This window comes from Arthrobacter sp. 05N429 (genome assembly GCF_056397045.1).
The window spans coordinates 244,960-263,960 of record NZ_JBFTMQ010000004.1 but is presented as its reverse complement, the minus strand read 5'-3'; the positions used below and the strand labels follow the sequence as shown (position 1 = coordinate 263,960).

The 19,001-nt window shown below is 69.0% G+C and carries 18 protein-coding genes; 8 read left to right on the top strand and 10 right to left on the bottom strand.

The features are described from left to right. Positions 1-32 precede the first annotated feature (32 nt). Positions 33-569 carry a COG4315 family predicted lipoprotein gene (locus AC1DF4_RS10190; RefSeq protein ID WP_476912784.1) on the bottom strand — a complete coding sequence of 179 codons (537 nt, stop codon included), beginning with the start codon at positions 567-569 and terminating at the stop codon, positions 33-35. 243 nt (positions 570-812) lie between these two features. Between AC1DF4_RS10190 and AC1DF4_RS10185 the strand changes: the two genes are divergently transcribed. The 3 genes from AC1DF4_RS10185 (at position 813) to AC1DF4_RS10175 (ending at position 3,895) form a co-directional block, all read left to right on the top strand. Continuing rightward, a complete protein-coding gene (locus AC1DF4_RS10185) occupies positions 813-1,313 on the top strand; it encodes a sigma-70 family RNA polymerase sigma factor (protein ID WP_441406164.1) in 501 nt (166 codons plus the stop codon). After that, a complete protein-coding gene (locus AC1DF4_RS10180; RefSeq protein ID WP_476912783.1) occupies positions 1,310-1,987 on the top strand; it encodes an anti-sigma factor family protein in 678 nt (225 codons plus the stop codon). The genes AC1DF4_RS10185 and AC1DF4_RS10180 overlap by 4 nt, the downstream gene beginning before the upstream one ends. A gap of 132 nt (positions 1,988-2,119) precedes the next feature. Further along, a complete protein-coding gene (locus AC1DF4_RS10175) occupies positions 2,120-3,895 on the top strand; it encodes a hypothetical protein (RefSeq protein WP_476912782.1) in 1,776 nt (591 codons plus the stop codon). 47 nt (positions 3,896-3,942) lie between these two features. On the opposite strand, the gene AC1DF4_RS10170 is transcribed toward AC1DF4_RS10175, so the two are convergent. After that, a complete protein-coding gene (locus AC1DF4_RS10170) occupies positions 3,943-4,749 on the bottom strand; it encodes a DUF1206 domain-containing protein (RefSeq protein WP_476912781.1) in 807 nt (268 codons plus the stop codon). A gap of 193 nt (positions 4,750-4,942) precedes the next feature. Then, positions 4,943-5,866 carry a tRNA (guanosine(46)-N7)-methyltransferase TrmB gene (gene trmB, locus AC1DF4_RS10165; protein ID WP_441406155.1) on the bottom strand — a complete coding sequence of 308 codons (924 nt, stop codon included), beginning with the start codon at positions 5,864-5,866 and terminating at the stop codon, positions 4,943-4,945. A gap of 85 nt (positions 5,867-5,951) precedes the next feature. Here trmB and AC1DF4_RS10160 point away from each other — a divergent pair, with 85 nt between their 5' ends. After that, positions 5,952-6,578, top strand: a complete 627-nt coding sequence (locus AC1DF4_RS10160) for a class I SAM-dependent methyltransferase (protein WP_476912780.1) — start codon at positions 5,952-5,954, stop codon at positions 6,576-6,578. Between the two features lie 142 nt (positions 6,579-6,720). Then, entirely contained in the window at positions 6,721-7,953 is a 1,233-nt protein-coding gene (locus tag AC1DF4_RS10155) for an MFS transporter (RefSeq protein ID WP_476912895.1), read from the top strand. 33 nt (positions 7,954-7,986) lie between these two features. Here the strand turns inward: AC1DF4_RS10155 and lhgO are convergent, their stop codons facing one another. Then, positions 7,987-9,192, bottom strand: coding sequence for an L-2-hydroxyglutarate oxidase (gene lhgO / locus AC1DF4_RS10150; RefSeq protein ID WP_476912779.1), 1,206 nt, complete (start codon positions 9,190-9,192; stop codon positions 7,987-7,989). A 207-nt stretch (positions 9,193-9,399) separates the two neighbouring features. On the opposite strand from lhgO, the gene AC1DF4_RS10145 reads away from it, so the two are divergent. Next, on the top strand, positions 9,400-10,800 hold the full coding sequence (locus tag AC1DF4_RS10145; protein ID WP_476912778.1) for an MFS transporter: 1,401 nt from the start codon (positions 9,400-9,402) through the stop codon (positions 10,798-10,800). A gap of 137 nt (positions 10,801-10,937) precedes the next feature. Here AC1DF4_RS10145 and AC1DF4_RS10140 read toward each other — a convergent pair whose 3' ends face one another. Beyond that, positions 10,938-12,422, bottom strand: a complete 1,485-nt coding sequence (locus tag AC1DF4_RS10140; protein ID WP_476912777.1) for an amino acid permease — start codon at positions 12,420-12,422, stop codon at positions 10,938-10,940. Positions 12,423-12,875: 453 nt separating this feature from the next. Further along, a complete protein-coding gene (locus tag AC1DF4_RS10135) occupies positions 12,876-13,538 on the bottom strand; it encodes an SAM-dependent methyltransferase (RefSeq protein ID WP_476912776.1) in 663 nt (220 codons plus the stop codon). Between the two features lie 196 nt (positions 13,539-13,734). On the opposite strand from AC1DF4_RS10135, the gene AC1DF4_RS10130 reads away from it, so the two are divergent. Beyond that, positions 13,735-14,088 carry a hypothetical protein gene (locus tag AC1DF4_RS10130; protein WP_476912775.1) on the top strand — a complete coding sequence of 118 codons (354 nt, stop codon included), beginning with the start codon at positions 13,735-13,737 and terminating at the stop codon, positions 14,086-14,088. 326 nt (positions 14,089-14,414) lie between these two features. Then, positions 14,415-16,313, top strand: coding sequence for a DEAD/DEAH box helicase (locus AC1DF4_RS10125; RefSeq protein WP_476912774.1), 1,899 nt, complete (start codon positions 14,415-14,417; stop codon positions 16,311-16,313). Positions 16,314-16,397: 84 nt separating this feature from the next. Here AC1DF4_RS10125 and AC1DF4_RS10120 read toward each other — a convergent pair whose 3' ends face one another. The 4 genes from AC1DF4_RS10120 to AC1DF4_RS10105 form a co-directional block, all read right to left on the bottom strand. Continuing rightward, the gene (locus tag AC1DF4_RS10120; RefSeq protein ID WP_476912773.1) at positions 16,398-17,048 is read right to left on the bottom strand and encodes an MBL fold metallo-hydrolase; all 651 of its coding nucleotides are present in this window, start codon (positions 17,046-17,048) and stop codon (positions 16,398-16,400) included. A gap of 21 nt (positions 17,049-17,069) precedes the next feature. Further along, on the bottom strand, positions 17,070-18,080 hold the full coding sequence (locus tag AC1DF4_RS10115) for an aldo/keto reductase (protein WP_476912772.1): 1,011 nt from the start codon (positions 18,078-18,080) through the stop codon (positions 17,070-17,072). Positions 18,081-18,298: 218 nt separating this feature from the next. Continuing rightward, positions 18,299-18,673 (bottom strand): DMT family transporter, encoded by a 375-nt coding sequence (locus tag AC1DF4_RS10110; protein ID WP_476912771.1) that lies wholly within the window; start codon positions 18,671-18,673, stop codon positions 18,299-18,301. Positions 18,674-18,675: 2 nt separating this feature from the next. Further along, positions 18,676-18,999, bottom strand: a complete 324-nt coding sequence (locus tag AC1DF4_RS10105) for a DMT family transporter (RefSeq protein ID WP_441406143.1) — start codon at positions 18,997-18,999, stop codon at positions 18,676-18,678. Positions 19,000-19,001 lie beyond the last annotated feature (2 nt).

Below are 19,001 nucleotides of genomic sequence, written 5' to 3'. Positions count from 1 at the left end.
GTCCGGTGCCTGCCGCCGTCGTCCGTCCTTCGTCAGTACCCGGCGGCGGCGGTGATCATGTCACCGGAGGGGGCCACGAGATACCAGACGCTCCCGACGCCCTGGCCGGTAATGTCCCCGGCAGCCAGATCCTTGGCGTAGTAATACACGGGCATCCCGTTGATGGTCAGCTGATTCTTGCCGTCGGGGGTGGCAATCGTGCCCACGGTGCCGGTGACGCCGTCGACCGTTGGTGTGTCAGCGGTGGCGAGGACCGGCGGCCACGCGTCGAGGCAGCCGCCGGTGCAGGCGCTCGTCCCGGAGTCCTTGACGTCCTTCGTGTAGTAATAGACGCTCATGCCCTTGCCGTCCACCACGATCTTGCCCGCGGAGGAATCCGCCACCTTGAGGTCCGCCGTGGCAGCGGCCGGTGCAGACGTCGAAGCGGGACCCGACGTCGACGAAGATCCCGCTGCGCTGGTTGGCGCCGCCGTCGTCGGGGAAGTGGTGGTTCCGCCGCTGCCGGCACAGCCGGAGAGTAGTGCGGCGAGGGCGAAAGCGGACAGGCCAATGCTGAGGTGCTTCTTCATCTGCTGCTCCTTGACTCGAATGCTCCATGACTCGAAAACACCGTGAAGCGAACCCCCCAACTGGTCCGGCGGCGCTAACCGTTACGACGCCTCCGGGGTAAGAATGGTTCACAGCTGCACTGGACCCGGCCCCGCAACCGGTGCACGTGAACTTTTCCGGCGGACAGCACGTCGTAGGGGCAGAAGCGCGAGCCGAAGGGCTGCGGAACCGCAAAGCGGAACCGCAGAGAAGGGTGGACGGTCATGCCGCTGGACGAAGACGTGGTGGCTGCGATTTACCGCGACCACGGAGCGGCGCTCAGGGGCTTCGTCCTAAGCGCCTGCCGGGACCCTCAACTTGCGGACGACATCGTGCAGGAGACCGTGCTGCGGGTCTGGCAGCAGGCCCCGCATATCACCGGAAGCATGCGGAGCTACCTGTTCCGGACCGCCCGCAACATCATGATCGACAACTACCGCAAGGCCCAGCGCCGGCCCCGCGAGACGACGGACCGGGATCTGGCCGACCCGGCCGGCGGCGCGGAACGCGTCGACGAACTCCTCAACCGGGTCCTGATGGAAGAGGCGTTGCTGCGGCTCAGCGCGGAGCACCGCAACGTCCTGGTGGCCCTCCATTACCGCCGCTATACCGTCCAGGAGGCATCAGTCAGTTTGAATATCCCGAGTGGAACAGTGAAGTCCCGGGCGTTCTACGCCGTACGGGCCCTCCGGACAATCCTTGACGAAATGGGGGTGCAACGGTGAGTGCTACTGACCCGCACCAGCTGCTCGGCGCCTATCTGCTGGGCGGCCTGGAGCCTGACGAGGCCGCCGCCTTTGAGCAGCACTTGGCCCGTTGCACGGATTGCCGGCAGGAGCTGGACGAACTGGCCAGCCTCCCGGCGCTGCTGGACGCGCTCCCGGTGACCGACGCCGTCGCCCTCGGCACGGCGGCCGGGCGGGAACCGGCGCCGTCGGTTCCCGCGCCGGCTGCCGTGCCGCGGCGGCTGCTCGACGAGCTGTCCACGCGGCGCCGGAAGGTGCGGCTCCGGTGGACCGCCGCCGTGGCTGCGGCGGCGGCGGCGTGCCTCGCCCTCGGGATCCTGGCCGCGCCGCTGGTCAACCCGCCGCCCAAGCCGGACGCCAGCTACTCCGTCCAGGCCGGCGACGGGCTGCAGTTCACGGTGGGCATGGTCAAGAAGACGTGGGGCACCGAGCTGGCGGTCGAGGGCCGGAGCCTGCCGGTGGACGGCACCCTTTCACTGTGGGTGAAGGACAGCGGCGGCGGCGAAGAGCGCGCCTGCGCGTGGACGGCCACGCCCAGCGGCAGGGTCAGAATCACCGGGGCCACGCCCCTGCAGCTGACCAATATCGCCAGCGTCGAGATGCGGGACGGGCAGCAACAGACCATGGCCGTCATCGCCGTCCCCCGCGGCTAGCGGTACTCAGCTAGCGGCGGCGGTGCCCCCGCCTATTCCGTCACACCCCTCTGTTCTACTCAGGGTGGGAGAGCTGCCGGCTTCTCCACCACCTGCGGCATGGACGTCCGCACCTGCGAACGGGGATTCGTTATGGAACAGGCTTATGTGGTTGTCACTTCAGGGAAAGAACTCGCGCTGCGCCTGAGGGCGGCCGGACGGACCAAACCGGCGGCCGTCATTTCCTGGCATCCGGAGCAGCGTGACAACGGAATCGACGTGGAACACATTGCCCGGGAAGTTGGAGACCTGGCCGACGTCTATTGGCTGGAAAACGGTCCGGAAAGCTATGCCTTCGGCGACAGCCTGCCGGCCGGGGCGCACGTGTTCGGGAATGCGGCACGCGTCTATTCGGAGGATCTCCGCTGGATGAAGGACGTGCACCGCAGCCCGCTCCGGATGGCGCGGGACCGCCTTGCGGCTATCCGCGCGGCCGAGGACATCATCGAGGACGTGCTGAACCTGATCACCGTGGTTCCCCCAAAGGCTGCCCCTGTCCGCGCCGCGCCCAGGCGCGTCCGGGGCACCGTCAAGGCGTTCGCCAGCGCCGGGTCCCGCGCCATCGTAGAACTGGCCGACGGCAGCTGCTGCACCATCCAGCGCGAACACGTGTCCCCGCCGGTCCGCCTCGACTGGATGCTGGCCCTCGGGCAGTCCGTCGACGGCGACCTCAACGACGAGGACAAGACACTGGACATCAGGGACCTGCGGATAACTCCCCGGCTCGCGGAGCTCTACCGCTCCGGAGACCTCGTTCTCGCCCTGGCCGAAGAGGTTTGCGCCAACAGCGCGAAGCTCACCCTCTACCCCGGATTCAGCTGGCCCGTTACACAGGACCGCGTCTCCTCCAACCCCCTCGACACCGTGGACAGCCTGGTGACGGAGGGCGAAGTGGTGGTGGCGCGGTTCCTTAGGGAACGCGGGGCGGTGGTGTTGTCCCTGTTCGATGTCGATGACGACGCCGACGTCGTGGAGGCGCCGGCGCTTCTGACGGGCGGTACTCCTTGGCTGCAGTCCGGGCGGCACCTCACGGCGCAGTCCACCTCGGGCCGGACATTTTCCGCTGAAGCCGCCGGCACCCCCGGGGCGGGAACCGGGGACGCGGGGCAGAGCGGCGGTTCCGCAGCCGGGGCGGAGCCCGCTCCCAGGCCGCCGGTAGCGCTCATGACCGTCCAGCTCCAGCTGGAAGCCGAGCGGAGGAAGGTCGCGGCCCTGCAGGAACTGGCCGCAGCGGCCAGTCAGTCCGGGGCAGGACTCGTCAGCCTCCAGCAGGAACTTGATGCCCTCCGGCTGGAACTCGAAGCGGAACAACACATCGCGGAGGCGGCCCGGGCGGCGCTGGAGGACACGGCGGTCCGGCTTGCCCGGCGGCAGGAGGAACTCCTCGAACTCCGGGCCTACAAGCGCCGGACGCAGCCGGCCCTCAAGCGGGCGCTGGCAGCCGATTCGGACGGGCTGTTCGCGGCGGACGAGGAGCAGCTGAGGCATGACGTCTACCTTGCCTGGGCCAAAAACGTTCCGGCGTCGGACAAGGCGCGGCAGGCGCTGCCTTCGGACTGGACGGCCGGCCCCGGGTTTGCGGCATCCCTCTACGGCTTTACCGAGCCCGGAGTCGTGGCCAAGGCGCTGAAGGCAACGGTCGAGGTGCTGACAGGGACGGCGGAGCGGAACGCAGCGCGGCAAGTCCATGCGCTCCGGGCAAACCCGGGCGGAGATGCGGCCCAGGTGGTGCGTGAGGACGGGGCGAAATGTTTCCGTGCGGCGATCGAGCAGAACGTGGCGTCGGCCCGGCGGCTGCACTTCTGGCGCCTGCCGGACGGTTCGGTTGAGCTGTCGAGGGTTGTGGTCCACGACGACTTCAGGCCGTAACCCCGGCCGCCGGCGCGCCGCCGTCGTGCACTACATCTCGTCGGGCACTACATCTTTGCGAGTTTCGCCCGCACCATCATGAAGATGCCGTAGCAGATCAGGCCCACGCCGACGGCGGCCAGCATGTACACGCCGAAAGGCTGGTCGCGGAGGGCCTTCAACCCGCCGTCGACCCCGGTTGACTCCTCGGGGTGCACTTTCACGGTGGCGATGATGACCAGCAGCCCCACCAGCAGCAGGGCGATGCCTTTGGCCGCATAGCCCACGACTCCCAGGACCGTCACCGCCGTCCGCGCCCGTTGCGAGGCCGGGAGGCGGAGGTGCTTGGCGAACGACTGGCGGAAGCCCCGGATGGCGTACACGATCCCGGTGACCGCCACGGCTGCCCCGATGGCGAGCAGAAGAGCGTAGCCGCCGGGGGCTTTCATCACGGACGCAGTGAGGTCGCTCGTGGAGCTGCTTTGGTCAGAACCGGCGCCGTTGGCGAACGAGAACAACGTGATGGCGAGCCCGGCATAGACGACGGCCTGCAGCGCGGCTTTGAGCTTCTTTGCCAGCTTTTTCTTTGCCGGCAGGTGCTCGAAGTCGAAAATGGCGTCACTGGTCTGCCAGATGGCGAGGGCCACGCACGCCGCGAATGACGTCCACAGCAACAGCGGGCCGGCCGGCTGGCTGGCAAGCTGCTGGACGGCTCCGCTGACGTCGGCCTTGCCTTCCCCGCCCATGGCGAGCCGGATCGCGACTACCCCGATGAGGAGGTGCAGGACGCCGCTCACGGCGAAACCGGCACGCGCTACGAGCTCCAGCGCACGTGAATTGGTGATTTCTTCCGCCGCATCCGCAGCGGTTTTCATTTCTTTTTTGATGGCGGATTCCTCAACTGGCTCGGTGGTTCTGCCGGGCTTCTGGTCAGCCCGGTTGCATCTTCCGCAATCGTGCCACGCCGAGCCCCCCGCGAACAGCACCCGGCAATGCGGACCCTGAAAGGCGACAGCAGGGGAGTCGGACCCGGCCGGCGGGCCGGCTCTCCGCGGCCTGTTTTTCTAGCTACCGGCGCCGGTAGCTGAGGTCGAAGATCAGCCGGCCCGCCTCGTGTGCCTTGTTCTCGAAACTCGTCAGGATCCGGCCATCGAACCGCGGCGCCCAGCCGCCGGTCTCGTCGGTGCCCTCGTTCGGGCCGGTGTGTTCGGTGCTCACCGGGGCGCGGCCCTCCTTGACGGGGGCGCCGCCCACAAGGGACTCGACGCCGGATTCCCACACCTTGGTGAGGGGGCTCTCCGGGCCGCTGCGCTCGCCGTCGTGCAGGTTCTCGAAGTCGGGGGAGCCGGCCAGGACCTCCCGCACGTGCACGGCGTAGTTGGACCAGTCCGTCGCGATGCGCCAAAGGCCGCCGGGCTTGAGGGCCCGTGAGGCCAGTTCGGCGAAGGCAGGCTGGATGAGGCGGCGCTTGTGGTGCCGGGACTTGTGCCACGGGTCCGGGAAGAACACCCACAGCTCCGTCACGGAACCGGCCGGCAGCATGGTGGCGAGCACCTCGGGGGCATTCGCCTCCACGACGCGGACGTTGCTCAGGCCGCGGCTGTTGATCTTGATGAGGGTGTTGGCCAGCCCCGGGGTATAGACCTCAACGGCAAGGAAGTCCGTGTCCGGGTTCTCCTCGGCGGCGTGGCAGACGGCGTCGCCGAGCCCGGAACCGATCTCCACGATCAGCGGCGCCTTGCGGCCGAACTCGGCTTCGGCGTCGAAGACGTAGTCCGGGTGCACTGACGTGTTGGCGATGTGGCGGGGGACCTCGACGGCCCACCGGTCGGAATGCTCCTCCCACGCAGCCTGCCGGCGGCCCTGCAGCCTGGTGCCGCGCCGGACGAAGCTGACCGGGCGGCCGCCGTAGGTGCCGAAGGAGGCCTGGCTGCCGGGGGTCACCGGGCGCGGTGGCTGCGGCGTTTCGGGGGATTCTGGGGTTTCACTCATCCCTTCCAGAATAGTGGAGTTCCGCCGTCGGGCCGTTGGGACCGTGGCACGCGTTCCAGTCCGGGGTCCGTGGCAGACTGTCCGCATGACCGACGCAATACGCGAATACTGGGACGGGCAGGCGGCGGACTTCGACCGGGAGGCCGACCATGGCCTGCTGGATCCGGGCGTCCGCCGGGCCTGGGCGGAGCTGATCCTGCCGCTCATCCCCTTGCCCGCCAGCGAAGTGGCCGATTTGGGTTGCGGGACCGGCAGCCTGTCCATCCTGCTGGCGGAGGCAGGCCACCGCGTCCAGGGCCTGGACCTGTCCGCCCGGATGGTGGAAGCGGCGCGGGTAAAGGCAGCCGAGGCGGCCAATGCTGCCGAAGCCGCCGGCGCCCGGCCGCCGGCAGCGGTTGAGTTCCTGCAGGGTGACGCCTCGGAACCGCCGTATCCGCCGGCGGGCTGCGACGTCGTCCTGGCCCGGCACGTGCTGTGGGCGCTGCCGGATCCGGACGCCGCGCTTGGCCGGTGGACGAGGCTCCTGCGCGGACCCGGAACCATGATCCTGGTGGAAGGGCTGTGGGGCACCGGGGCCGGCATTTCCTCGGCGGAGTGCCGGGAACTGGTTCTCAGGCACCGCCGCCACGCCCACGTCGTCCCGCTGACAGACCCAGCGCTGTGGGGGAAGGAGATCAGCGACGAACGCTACCTGATCCTGAGCCGGAGCTGACAGGACCGCCGGCAGGGTGCTGTCGACGGGCCGCTGTTGACAACGCCAGCGGCGACGAGCCTGCCAGAATGGGTCCGTGACTGCACCGAAGAGCTCCCAGGACTCCACCGTCGGCGGCCTCGAGATCGAGGACGGCCGGGGCATGCTGGTGGACGCCGAGATCGACGACGTCCCCGCAGCGGAACCCACCCGGGTCGCCAGCCGCCGCGCGCTGGCTTACCTGGGCGTGTGCCTTGTCCTGATCGGGCTGAATCTCCGCACTGTGTTCTCAAGTTTCTCTGCCGTTCTTCCGGAGGTGACAGCCGACGCCGGGCTGCCGGGCTGGGCGGTGGTGGTCCTCACGACCGTGCCGGTGACGCTGCTGGGCGTCTTCGCCCCGCTGGCTCCTGTCCTGGCGCGCCGTTTCGGGGCCGAGCGCGTGCTGCTGGGCGCCATGGTGGTGCTCACCGCAGGGCTGCTGCTGCGGCCCCTGGAAGTGGGCGATGCAGGCCACCTCCCCGCCCTGCTGGCAGGGACGGCGGCCTGCGGCGCCGCGATCTCGCTCTGCAACGTGTTGCTGCCCGGCCTGGTGAAGCGCGACTTCCCGCACCGGCTCGGCCTGATGGGCGGCCTCTACACCACGGCGATCTGCGCCTCAGCGGCCCTCGGCGCAGGGTTCACCTACCCCGTTTTCAGCGCGACAGGGGAGTGGACTGCGGCGCTGCGGTTCTGGGCGCTGCCCGCCGGCGTCGTTCTCCTGCTGTTCCTGCCGGTGGCCATCCGGCAGCGCCACGGCCGCCAGCGGTTGTCGCACGGCGGCGTGAATGTGTGGCGCTCGGGGATTGCCTGGCAGGTGACCATCTTTATGGTGCTGCAGGCGATGATGTCCTTCAGCGTATTCGCCTGGCTGGCCCCGATCCTGCGCGAACGCGGCGTCGACGGCGGCACAGCCGGGCTGATCGTCTCCGTCTCGATCGTGCTGCAGATGCTGGGGTCCCTGTTTGCCCCGGCGCTGGCCACCCGGTTCCGGGACCAGCGCGGTATCAACACCGTGGTGGCGCTGATGACCGGTGGCGGCTTCGCACTGACCATTTTCGGTCCGCTGGAGCTGATCTGGGTGTGGACCGGGCTGCTGGGCCTGGGCCAGGGCAGCCTGACCGCCGCCGCGCTGACCATGATCATGGTCCGCACCCGGGACGGGCACACCGCCGCGCACCTGTCCGGCATGATGCAGGGCGTGGGCTACGGGGTGGGCTCCACCGGCACGCTGATGGTCGGCCAGCTGCACCAGTCCACGGGGTCCTTCGCGGCGGCCGGGGTGCTGTTCATCGTCGTCGGATTGCTGGCCGCGGTGTTCGGCTACCGCGCCGGGCGGAACCGCTTCGTCGGCGGCTGAGCCCGTCCCCGACTCGTTTTCAGCGGCGCGGGCTCAGCGGCGCCGGGCCTTCAGATACTGCTCGACGAGGTGGTCCGCGATGGCCAGGCACGACGTTGCGGCCGGCGACGGCGCATTCCTCAGCAGCGTCACCGGCCCCACTTGGTCCACCGCGAAGTCGTCCAGCAGCGACCCGTCGCGGCCCCAGGCCTGGGCCCGGACGCCCGAGGCTGTCTTCGCCGTGAGGTCCGCCATGGTGAGCTCGGGGATGAAGCGCCGGGCCTTGCGGTAGTAGGCCGGTTTGAAGAGCGACGCGCTGATCTCGTCGATACCCATCCGCCAGTGCTTTTTCGCCAGCGGGCCGGCTCCGGGCCACAGCAGCGAATCCCAGGTGTCTTTCACCGAGACCGTCCGCCAGCCGTAGCCTTCGCGGGCGAGCGCCGGGACGGCGTTGGGACCCACGTGCACGTCGTCGTACACACCGCGGGTGAAGTGCACGCCGAGGAACGGGAACCGGGGGTCCGGCACCGGGTAGATCATCCCCTGCACCAGATGGTCCCGCTCCGGGCTGAGTGACCAGTATTCGCCCCGGAACGGAAGGATTTTCGGTGAGGGGTCGGCGCCCACCAGGCGGGCCACGACGTCGGACTGCAGACCGGCGCAGGCAATCACCCGGTCGAACACATGCTCGGACCCGGCGGTTCCTACCCGCACGGTGCCGCCTTCAACGGCCATCGCAACCACCTCCTGTCCGAGCAGGATCGTGCCGCCGGCGGTCCGGACGTCCTGGGCCATCGCTTCCGTAATCGCCGCGAAATCGACGACGGCGGTGTGCGGCGAATGGACCGCCGCCACCCCTGCGACGTGCGGTTCGATCTCGCGCAGCCGCGCGGCGCCGTCGATCCGGGCCAGGCCGGGCACGCCGTTCGCCCGGGACCGGCGTTCGATTTCGGCCAAGGCAGGCAGTTCGGATTCGTCGACGGCGACCACCAGCTTGCCGACTTCCCGGTACGGAAGGCCCTTCTGCAGGCAGAAGTCCCGCAGGGCCGCACGTCCGGCAACGCATAGCTGCGCCTTCAGCGAGCCCTCGGCGTAGTAGAGGCCGGCGTGGACGACGCCCGAGTTGTGGCCGGTCTGGTGGGCGGCCAGCCGGTGCTCCTTCTCGAAGACCGTGACGTCTCCCGTCCCGGCCTGGGCAAGGGCGCGGGCCAGCGCGATGCCAACAATCCCGCCACCGATGATTCCGATTCGTTCAGTCACGTCATTGCGTCCTTGTCGCCGTGGTCTTCCCGCGAGTATAGAACCCCGCCAATGCCCAGGGGCTGCGTCCCGGCCGCCGGCTGTGGCATGCTTCCCCTTAAGCCAACATCCCGGTTCCATCAGGAAACCTCGCCCGGCAACGGGCCCCGACCCCAACGTCACCTGAGGTTCCGGGATCCGTCCACGACTACCGATCAGGCCACGCCCTTGCCCAGCACCACCCCCGCCCCGACCTTGGAATCAGCCGGCATCTTCCACCGCGAGTACCTGCTGGTGACCCTGGGTGCCTGTGCCCTCGTGTTCCTGGCTGCCTTCGAGTCGCTGGCGGTGACCACGATCATGCCGCTGGTCAGCCGTGAACTGGATGGGGCCGCCTTCTACGCCCTGGCGTTCGCCGGTCCGCTCGCCACCGGCGTCATCGGCATGGTGGCCGCCGGAAACTGGTCCGACCGGCGTGGCCCGGTGGGCCCGCTGTACGCGTCCGTGGCCATGTTTGTGCTGGGCCTGCTGATCGCCGGAACAGCGTCGACCATGCCCGCCCTCGTGGCGGGCCGGCTGGTCCAGGGCCTGGGCGGCGGCGCCATGACCGTGGCGCTGTATGTGGTGATCGCCCGGGTCTATCCGCCCGTGCTGCACCCGAAGATCTTCGCCGCGTTTTCCGCGGCCTGGGTGATTCCCTCGCTGGTGGGACCCTTCGCCGCCGGCATCGTGGCGCAGGTGCTCAGCTGGCATTGGGTCTTCCTCGGAGTGGTGGGCCTGGTGGTGCCGGCCCTGCTGATGATCGTTCCCGCCCTGCGCGGGCTGCGCGGAACACCCGACGCCGGACCCCGGGAGGGCGCCGCACCGAAGGACATGTCCACCCGCAAGTCCACGGGCTCCGGCAGGCTGGCCTGGGCTGCCCTCGCGGCGCTCGCCGTGCTTGGCCTGAACCTCTCCGCCAGGCTTCCGGTGGCAGGCGGAGTCGTGGCCGTGGCCGCCGTCGTCGTGGCCCTCATTGCCGTCCGCCCGCTGGTGCCGAGGGGAACCCTGACGGCCCGCCGGGGGCTCCCCAGCGTCATTCTTACGCGCGGCCTGGCCTCTGCAGCGTTCTTTGGCGCCGAGGTCTATCTGCCGTACCTGCTGGTGGAGCAGTACTTCTTCTCGCCCACCTTCGCGGGCCTGGCGCTCACGGGCGGAGCCGTCTCGTGGGCCGCGGGCTCTGCCGTGCAGGGCCGGCTCGGGTCGCGCCTGGACCACGGCCGCGCGGTTCGAATCGGAGCGGCCATGGTCCTCGGCGCCGTCGTTCTGGTGCTGGTGACCACGCTGCTGGGCTGGCCGGCCGCCGTCGCGATTGCCGCGTGGGTGGTCGCGGGTGGCGGCATGGGCGTGATGTACGCGCGGCTGAGCGTCATGACCCTGGCCCTGTCCAACAGGGACAACGAGGGCTTCAACAGCTCTGCGATGTCCATTTCCGATTCGCTTGGCGGGGCGCTGTCGCTCGCCACGACGGGAATCATTTTTGCCGCGTTCCCGACGGCGGCGGCGTCCTTCGGCGGCGTCTTCGCCCTGACGGCGTTGATCGGCGTCGCCGCCGTGGTGGTTGCCCCGCGGGTCTCCGGGCGGCGGTAGGGCCGGCGCCGCCAGGCCGCGTTGCCCGGAGTTTTCCTCGCCTGCGCTGGAGTTAAACCAAGGGAGCTCCGGCCGGTGGATCCGGCCGGAGCTCCCTGCCCGGGTGCCCTTCGGGCCGCCGGGAGGAGGGTTATTGCCTAGCTTGCTGCGGGGACTGACGCGGCGTCGCGGATGGCTTTCCATTCAGCAATCCGGGCCTGCTGCAGCGGCGTCTGGCGGTTGAAGTACCAGGCGGCGCCCAGCATCAGGAACCAGATCGGCGCCACCAGCAGGGCGAGCCGGGTGTCGTCGGCCTGGCCCAGCGCCACCAGCATGAAGCCGAAGAAGGCGAGCACCACATACGGCATGAAGCCCGACCCCGGCATCTTGAACTTCGAGGCCGCGTGCAGTTCGGGACGGCGGCGGCGGAACACAATGTAGCTGATGAGGATCATGGACCAGACGAACATCGTGAGCACGGAGGCCACCGAGGTGACCACGGTGAAGGCGCCGATCACCGAGTCGCCCGAGTAGAGCAGGATCAGGCCGGCCAGCAGGAAGATGCAGGAGAACAGCAGGGCGTTCTGCGGAACCTTGCGGATGCTCAGCTTGCCGAAGGCCTTCGGGGCGTTGCCGTCCTGGGCCAGGCCGTAGACCATGCGCGAGGTGGAATAGATGCCGGAGTTGGCGCTGGAGGCCGCGGAGGTGAGCACCACCAGGTTGATGACCACCGCGGCGATGCCGAGGCCGGCCAGGGTGAACATGCCGATGAAGGGGCTGCTGGCGGCATCGATGGTGCGCCACGGGTTGACCGCCATGATGACCACCAGGGCGCCTACGTAGAACAGCAGGACACGGATGGGGATGGAGTTGATGGCGCGCGGCAGGTTCTTCTCGGGGTCCTTGGTTTCTGCCGCCGCGGTGCCCACCAGCTCGATGCCGGCGAAGGCGAAGATGGCGATCTGGAAGCCGAGGATGAAGCCGAACATGCCGTGCGGGAACATGCCGCCGTCGTTCCACATGTTGGCCAGGTTCGCCACTGCGCCGTTGGGGGAGGTGAAGTTCGTGGCGATCATAACGATGCCGGTGCCGATCAGCGCCAGGATGGCCACCACCTTGATGATGGCGAACCAGAACTCGGCTTCGCCAAAGGCCTTGACGGTGGGGAGGTTCAGCAGGATCAGGACAACAGGAGTGATCAGGGCCGGGATCCAGAGGGGTGTGCCGGGCGCGAGCTTGTCCACGTACCCGGCGATCGCGACGATGTCGGCCACGCCGGTCACCACCCAGAAGAACCAGTAGGACCAGCCCGTGAAGAAGCCCGCCCAGGGGCCCAGGAGGTCGCCGGCGAAGTCGCTGAAGGACTTGTAGTTCAGGTTGGAGAGCAGGATCTCGCCCATGGCCCGCATGACGAAGAACAGCATGAAGCCGATGATCATGTAGACGAAGATGACGGACGGGCCGGCCAGGGAGATGGTCTTGCCGGAGCCCATGAACAGTCCGGTGCCGATCGCGCCGCCTATGGCCAGCAACTGGATGTGGCGGTTGCCCAGTGCGCGGGCGAGGTGCGGTTCCTGGCCCTGGCTGCTGGGGGAGGACTCTGGAGCGATGTTCGGGACAGCCGTGGTGGTGCGTTCAGACATTAGGCTTCTTCCTTGTTACAGGCGGGCCACGGGCGGAGAGCATTCCGCCGGAGGCCCGCACGGATCCATCGGAGGTGTGATGGAGGTAACACTTTGTCGTGTGGTTTAAGCGTAGGTGCGGGATTTGGGCGGTTCTGCGGCGCCGCTGCCCGGCGACCCGGCGCCGTCGTGCCTCCCGTGGCGGGGCCCGCGGGGGACGCGCAGGGCCTCCCGGCCGGACGGCTAAAAGGCCCGCCCCGCCGCGAACCCGGGAATTTTCGACGCCGGCGTCCGCCTGCCGCCGCGGCTCCGGCCGGGGCTGACCGGCGGCCGTTCCCGGCGTTCCCATGGTCGACAACTGTCGACCAACCCAGCCTCAGTTGTCGTCCAGTGTCCCATGTCATATCTGAATCCTGGAAACGCGGGGCCGAGACGCGGTTGGCGCCGGCGGATCAGGTGCGGTTGCCGCCGCGCTCAGCGGGCGGCGAGGCGGGTGGCGCGCAGGACGGCGTCCGTCAGGGCGGCAGCCTCGCCGTCGGGCCCGGTGGCGCTGCGGTGCCGGGTGTCCACGACGTCGAGCCGCCACTCGGGTGCCTCAATGCCCAGCTCGCGCGCCAACTGCTCGGCCGTGTAGAACTTCTCCGGCGCATGGTGGTGCTGCCCCCACGGCGGCAACCCCGCGGGGTGGTGGCCCACAATCAGCAGTGTTCCGCCGGTCCGCACCGCGGCGGCGGCCAGCTGCAGGGCCTGCTGCCAGGGCATCACCGTGGAATGCAGGAACTGGGCCGTGACCAGATCGAAGAGCTCCCCCGGCACCCACGTGGCGAGATCCTCCCGCACCCACTTGATGTTCCCGCCCTGGCCCCGTTCCTGCGCGTGCGTTTCGGCCCGCTCCAGCGCGACGGCGGAGACGTCGACGGCGGTGACCGTCCAGCCGCGGCTGGCGAGCCAGATGGCGTCCGCACCCTCGCCGCAGCCCAGGTCAAGGGCCGTCCCGGGCGGAAGAGGCGCGGCCTCGGCAATCAGCTGCGGATTCGGTTCGCCGCTCCAGATCCTGTTCCGGCTCCGGTACTTCTCGTCCCACACTTCGGCCGCGCTGGCGCTGCTGGTCTCCGCCGGGTGATTGTGCTCCGTCATCGTTGTCCTCGCCGGTCGTGTGGGTGGTGGGTTGTTAGCCACATCATGGCAGGGGGAGGCTGCCGGCGGAACCAAGGTCTGGGCGACACGAGAACATCACCGCGCGGAAACGCCGTCGAAACCTTCATGGTGGAGGCTGAAGCCTGAGAGCGGAATGGCGCTGGGGTGAATCCGGATCTGGGGAAAGGAGCAGGCCATGACTGCAGAGGTTTCGCAGCAGGTGCAATCGAGTGGGGAGCTGTCGGTGGGGGACCGGATTGAAGCGTGGCACAACGGCAAACTCTTCCATCGGGGCGAGGTTATCCGGACTGTGGCGGACACGGACCTGTTCTGGATCCTGGATGGGGGCACCGGAACCCGGCGGCTGATAGACACCGAGGCATTGGTCATCGTGCGTGTCGCGGCCCCGGCCGCCGGGCGCGGTACGGCCGCAGCGTTCGGCGCCGCGGCCGGGAGTGAGCCGTCCGTGCTGCCGCCGGTGAAGTCCCCGGAGTCCGTGCGGCCGGCGTCGCACGTTCCGCTGTTCCAGGCCCCCGCTTTGGTGCCCTGAGCGGGGAGAAGGCGGCCCTGGCCCCGGCCGGATGATAGACTGGGTGAACTTGATGTGCAGTGATGCCCACTTTGGTCTTGAATGACCGGTCCGGTTCATCAACCGGTTCCCCTGCTGGATTCCTTGCGGATTCCGCTCAGGGAGTGGGACTTTTTCATGTGAGAGGCACATCCTGCGTCGATGAACGCGTTCTATTTGGTCCTGGCCGCCGCTTCTTACAGCAGCTGGCCGGTTGATCACCTGACTTTTCTTCGGCGAACCCCTGGGCCAACCGGCACCGGGGGCCGATATCCGCATGGATACCGCCTGAAAGACCATTGAAACTTATGACTACTTTTGCTGCCCTCGGCACGCCCAAAGCACTTGCCGACACGCTGACCGCCCAGGGGATCGTCGAACCGTTCCCCATCCAGGTCAAGACCCTCCCGGACACCCTGGCCGGACGCGACGTCCTCGGCCGCGGCCGCACCGGCTCCGGCAAGACCATCGCCTTCGCCATCCCGCTTGTAGCGCGACTCGCTGAGCGGGAAGCCAAGCACTTCCGCAAGCCCGGCCGCCCGATGGGCCTGGTCCTCGCGCCGACCCGTGAACTGGCCACCCAGATCAACGCCACCATCGAGCCGATGGCCAAGGCCATGGGCCTGAACACCACCGTGATCTACGGCGGCATCTCCCAGGCCCGCCAGGAAAAGGCGCTGCGGGCCGGCGTCGACATCGTCATCGCCTGCCCGGGCCGCCTGGAGGACCTGATCCGCCAGCGCATCCTGACCCTCGAAGGCGTCGAGATCACCGTCCTGGACGAGGCCGACCACATGGCCGACCTCGGCTTCCTCCCGGTGGTCAAGAAGCTCATGGACATGACCCCCAGCCAGGGCCAGCGCCTGCTCTTCTCCGCCACCCTGGACAACGGTGTGGACAAGATCGTCCAGCGCTACCTGTCCAACCCGCTGACTCACGCCGTGGACGAATCACAGGCCGCGGTGACCACCATGGAACACCACGTGCTCGTCGTCAACGACCAGACCGTCAAGAAGCAGCTGATCGTCGAGCTCGCCTCGGGTGCCGGCCGCCGCGTGCTCTTCCTGCGCACCAAGCACCACGCCCGCAAGCTCGCGAAGACCCTGACCGACGCCGGCATCCCCGCCGTCGACCTTCACGGCAACCTGTCGCAGAACGCCCGTGACCGCAACCTTGCCGAGTTCTCCTCGGGCGAGGTCCGTGTCCTGGTCGCCACCGACGTCGCCGCCCGCGGCGTCCACGTCGACGACGTCGAGCTGGTCATCCATGTGGATCCGCCCACGGAGCACAAGGCGTACCTGCACCGCTCGGGCCGCACCGCCCGCGCCGGCTCCGACGGCACCGTGGTCACGCTGACCCTGCCGGAGCAGCAGTCCGACGTCAAGAAGCTCATGAAGGCTGCCGGCGTCGAGGTCAACTTCGAACGCGTCACCGCCAACTCGCCGTTGGTTGCCGAACTGGTCGGCGAAATGGCCGACAAGATCGATCCGCGCACCCGCGCCGCGCTGCTGGCCGCCAAGTCCAACCAGGGCGGCGGCAGCTCCACCGGTGCCAACGCCGAGCGCAAGCGCGCCCGCCGCACCACCCAGGCTGCACCCACTGCGGGTGGCCGTGGCGGCCGTGGCGGACGCGGACGCGTCGGAGCCGAGGCTCCCCGCACCGACCTTCCCCGTGCCGAGCGCCGTGCCGTGGCCTACGAAGGCCAGGCTGCCGCCCGCAACGCGGCAGAGCGGGTTATTGAGCGGAACGAGGACCGGATGGATGCAGAGCGCGCCGAGCGCCGCAGCGCCCGGGCCCGCTCGACGTCGTACGGCACCCACCGCAACGATGTCCCGGCCGCAGGCGGCCGCGCGTCGGCCGGCCGCGGTTCGGACGGACGCGCAGCAGAAGGACGCAGCGACGCCCGGGGCGCTTCGGCTCCCCGCAGCGGCGCTCCCCGCAGCGGTGCACCGCGCACCGGCGGGGCTCCCCGTACGGGTGGCGCAACCGGCGGCCAGCGCAATGGACGTCCGGCGACGGGCCAGCGTGCGGCTGCCGGCGCCAAGTCCGGAGCCAACTCGGCTGTCTGGTCCTCCAACACCGGTGGCACCTCGGGCGGCTCCTACGCAGGCGGCGGCAACGGCCGCTCCGGCGAAGGCCGTCCGGCACGCAGCGGCGGACCCCGCCGCGCGTCAGCCCCGGCGTCGAACGAACGCCGTAGCCGCTAAGGTTTAGGTTTTCCGCTACACAAACGGACGGACGCTACGGGGATTCCCGCAGCGTCCGTCCGAAAGCGTAGCGCCAGTCTGCAGCTACCAGCCGCGGGCGCGCCACTCTTCCAAGTGCGGGCGTTCCGCGCCCAGGGTGGTGGGCTTCCCGTGGCCCGGGTGCACCACGGTGTCATCCGGGTACACATCGAACAACCGCTCGCTGACATCGCTGATCAGCTGGGCGAACCGTTCGGGATCCTTCTGCGTGTTGCCCACGCCGCCGGGGAACAGCGAGTCGCCGGAGAAAATGTGCGCCGGGCCTTCCGGGTCCTGGTACACCAGCGCGATCGACCCCGGGGTGTGGCCGCGCAGGTGCACTGCCGTCACGTCGAAGCCGTCGAAGTTGCCGACGTCCCCGTGATCCAGCAGCACATCCACCGGCACCGGCAGCTCCGGGGCGTCAGCCGTCCCGGTCGCCGTCTTCACGCCGGTGGATTCCACCAGGCCCGGCAGCGCCCGTACGTGGTCCCAGTGCTGGTGGGTGGTGGCAACCAGCGCCAGTTTCGGCTCCGCGGAGGTATCCGCGGCGGCGTCGGACAGCAGTTCCTGGATGGCGGCCAGATCATCGGCCGCATCGATCAGGAGCTGGGCGCCGGACGCCTTCGCGGTGAGCAGATACACGTTGTTGTCCATCTCGCTGACCGAAATCCGGCGGATGGTGATGTTCTGTAACGAGTGAATGAGCGAGTCCATGGGCTTCAGTCTACGGAGACGCTATTCACGGCCCTGGGACACCCAGTGCGGGTCCGCGGAGCGGGAGCCGACGACGGCGTCCGCAGCGGCGTCGAGCTTCTCCAGTTGCGCCGGGGTGAAGTCGAGCGTCAAAGCACCCAGGTTCTCGTCGATCCGGTCCGCCTTGCGGGTGCCGGGGATGGGGACCACGGGCAATCCCAGGCTCCGGCCCTGCGCGAGCAGCCAGGCCAGAGCCACCTGGGCGGGAGTTGCAGCCTGCCCGGAAACGGCAAGTTCAGCCGCGACTGCCTGCACGGCGGCGACCACCCCCTGGTTGGCGTCCAGCGCCGCTTCGGCGAAGCGCGGGATGTTGCGGCGGAAGTCGTTGTTGCCCAGCGTCGCCGCGTCCACGGTGCCGGTGAGGAATCCCCGGCCCAGCGGCGAATAGGGCACAAAACCCACCCCAAGTTCGGCCGCCGCGGGAACAACGCTGCGTTCCACATCGCGGCTCCAGATGGACCATTCACTCTGGACCGCGGCGATCGGGTGGATGCTGCTGGCTTCACGCAGTTCCTCGGCCGTCACCTCGGACAGGCCAAGGTGCCGCACCTTGCCGGCCTGAACCAGCCCCGCCATGGCCTCCACGGTTTCCACTATCGGAACGCGGAGGTCACGGCGGTGCATGTAGTACAGGTCGATGGTGTCGGTGCCCAGCCGCCGCAGGCTCCGGTCCACGGCCTGCCGCACGTAGGCGGCGTCGCCCCGGATGTCGGAGTAGCCGGTGGCTGGGGTGCCCACCAGCCCGAACTTGGTGGCCAGCTGCACCTCGCTGCGGCGTTCCTTGAGGAGCTTGGCGATGAGTTCCTCGTTGCCGCCCCCGCCGTAAATGTCCGCAGTGTCGATGAAGCTGGCGCCGGCGTCCACCGCGTGATGCAGGGTCCGCAGCGCCTCGGCCGGATCCACGTCCCCGTACACCGGGGTCAGGGCCATGCCGCCGAACCCCAGGTGACTGACCATCAGGCCGTCGCCGAGCCGGACTGTCGCTGCCGTCATCTTTGGTCTCCCTTCGCGCTTCGGGTAGTTCCGTCCCTGCCAAGAACCTCGGGGTGCGCGCGGCTATTCCGGCCCCAATGGAAGAATCTCCCCACCTTTGAATGTTGTGCGGCCGGTACGACGGCGTGCCGCGGGGGACACGCCGTCGTACTGCCTCAAAGGTGGGGAGATTCCGCGGGGAATGGCGGCTCCGGTGCCTCCGACGCCCGTGCCGTTGCCTATTTTGCCGCCGGCAGGAGCTTCAGGCCTGCCGCGCAGCCGACAATCCCGGCGATGAACAGCAATTTGAGCGGGCTGGCCGGTTCGACGCCGGTCGCCATCGCCCAGCCGACCGTCAGCGCCGCGCCGATCCCCACCCAGACGGCGTAGGCCGTGCCGAGCGGGATGCTTTTCACGGCCAGGCCCAGCCCCGCCATGCTCAGGGTCGCGGTCAGCGCGAACACGAGGGTGGGCAGGGGTTGAGTGAAGCCGTCGGAGAGGCCCAGGGCCGTGGCCCAGACCGCCTCCAAGACCGCGGAGGCGAGCAGGATGAGCCAGGCCAGCGTGGTGGCCGGGGCTTTGGTTGCCGATATTGGTGTGCGGTTCGCGGCCATGGCTACGCCACCAGCTTCAGGCCGGCCACGCAGGCGACGATTCCGCCGAGCAGCAGGATCCGCCCCGCCGTCGCGGGCTCAACTTTGCTGACCATGGCGTAGGCCGAGGTCAGCACGACGCCGACACCCACCCAGACGGCGTAGGCGGTCCCGGTCGGGATGGACTGCATGGCGACGGCGAGCCCGCCGGTGCTGGCGAGCACTGAGACGAGGAAGACGGCGGCCGGTGCGATCCGGCGGCGGCCCGTGGCCTGCGCTGTCCGGTGCAGGGCTGCGGCCCAGACGGCTTCCAACGAGCCCGAAAGAATGAGAATTAACCACGACATGA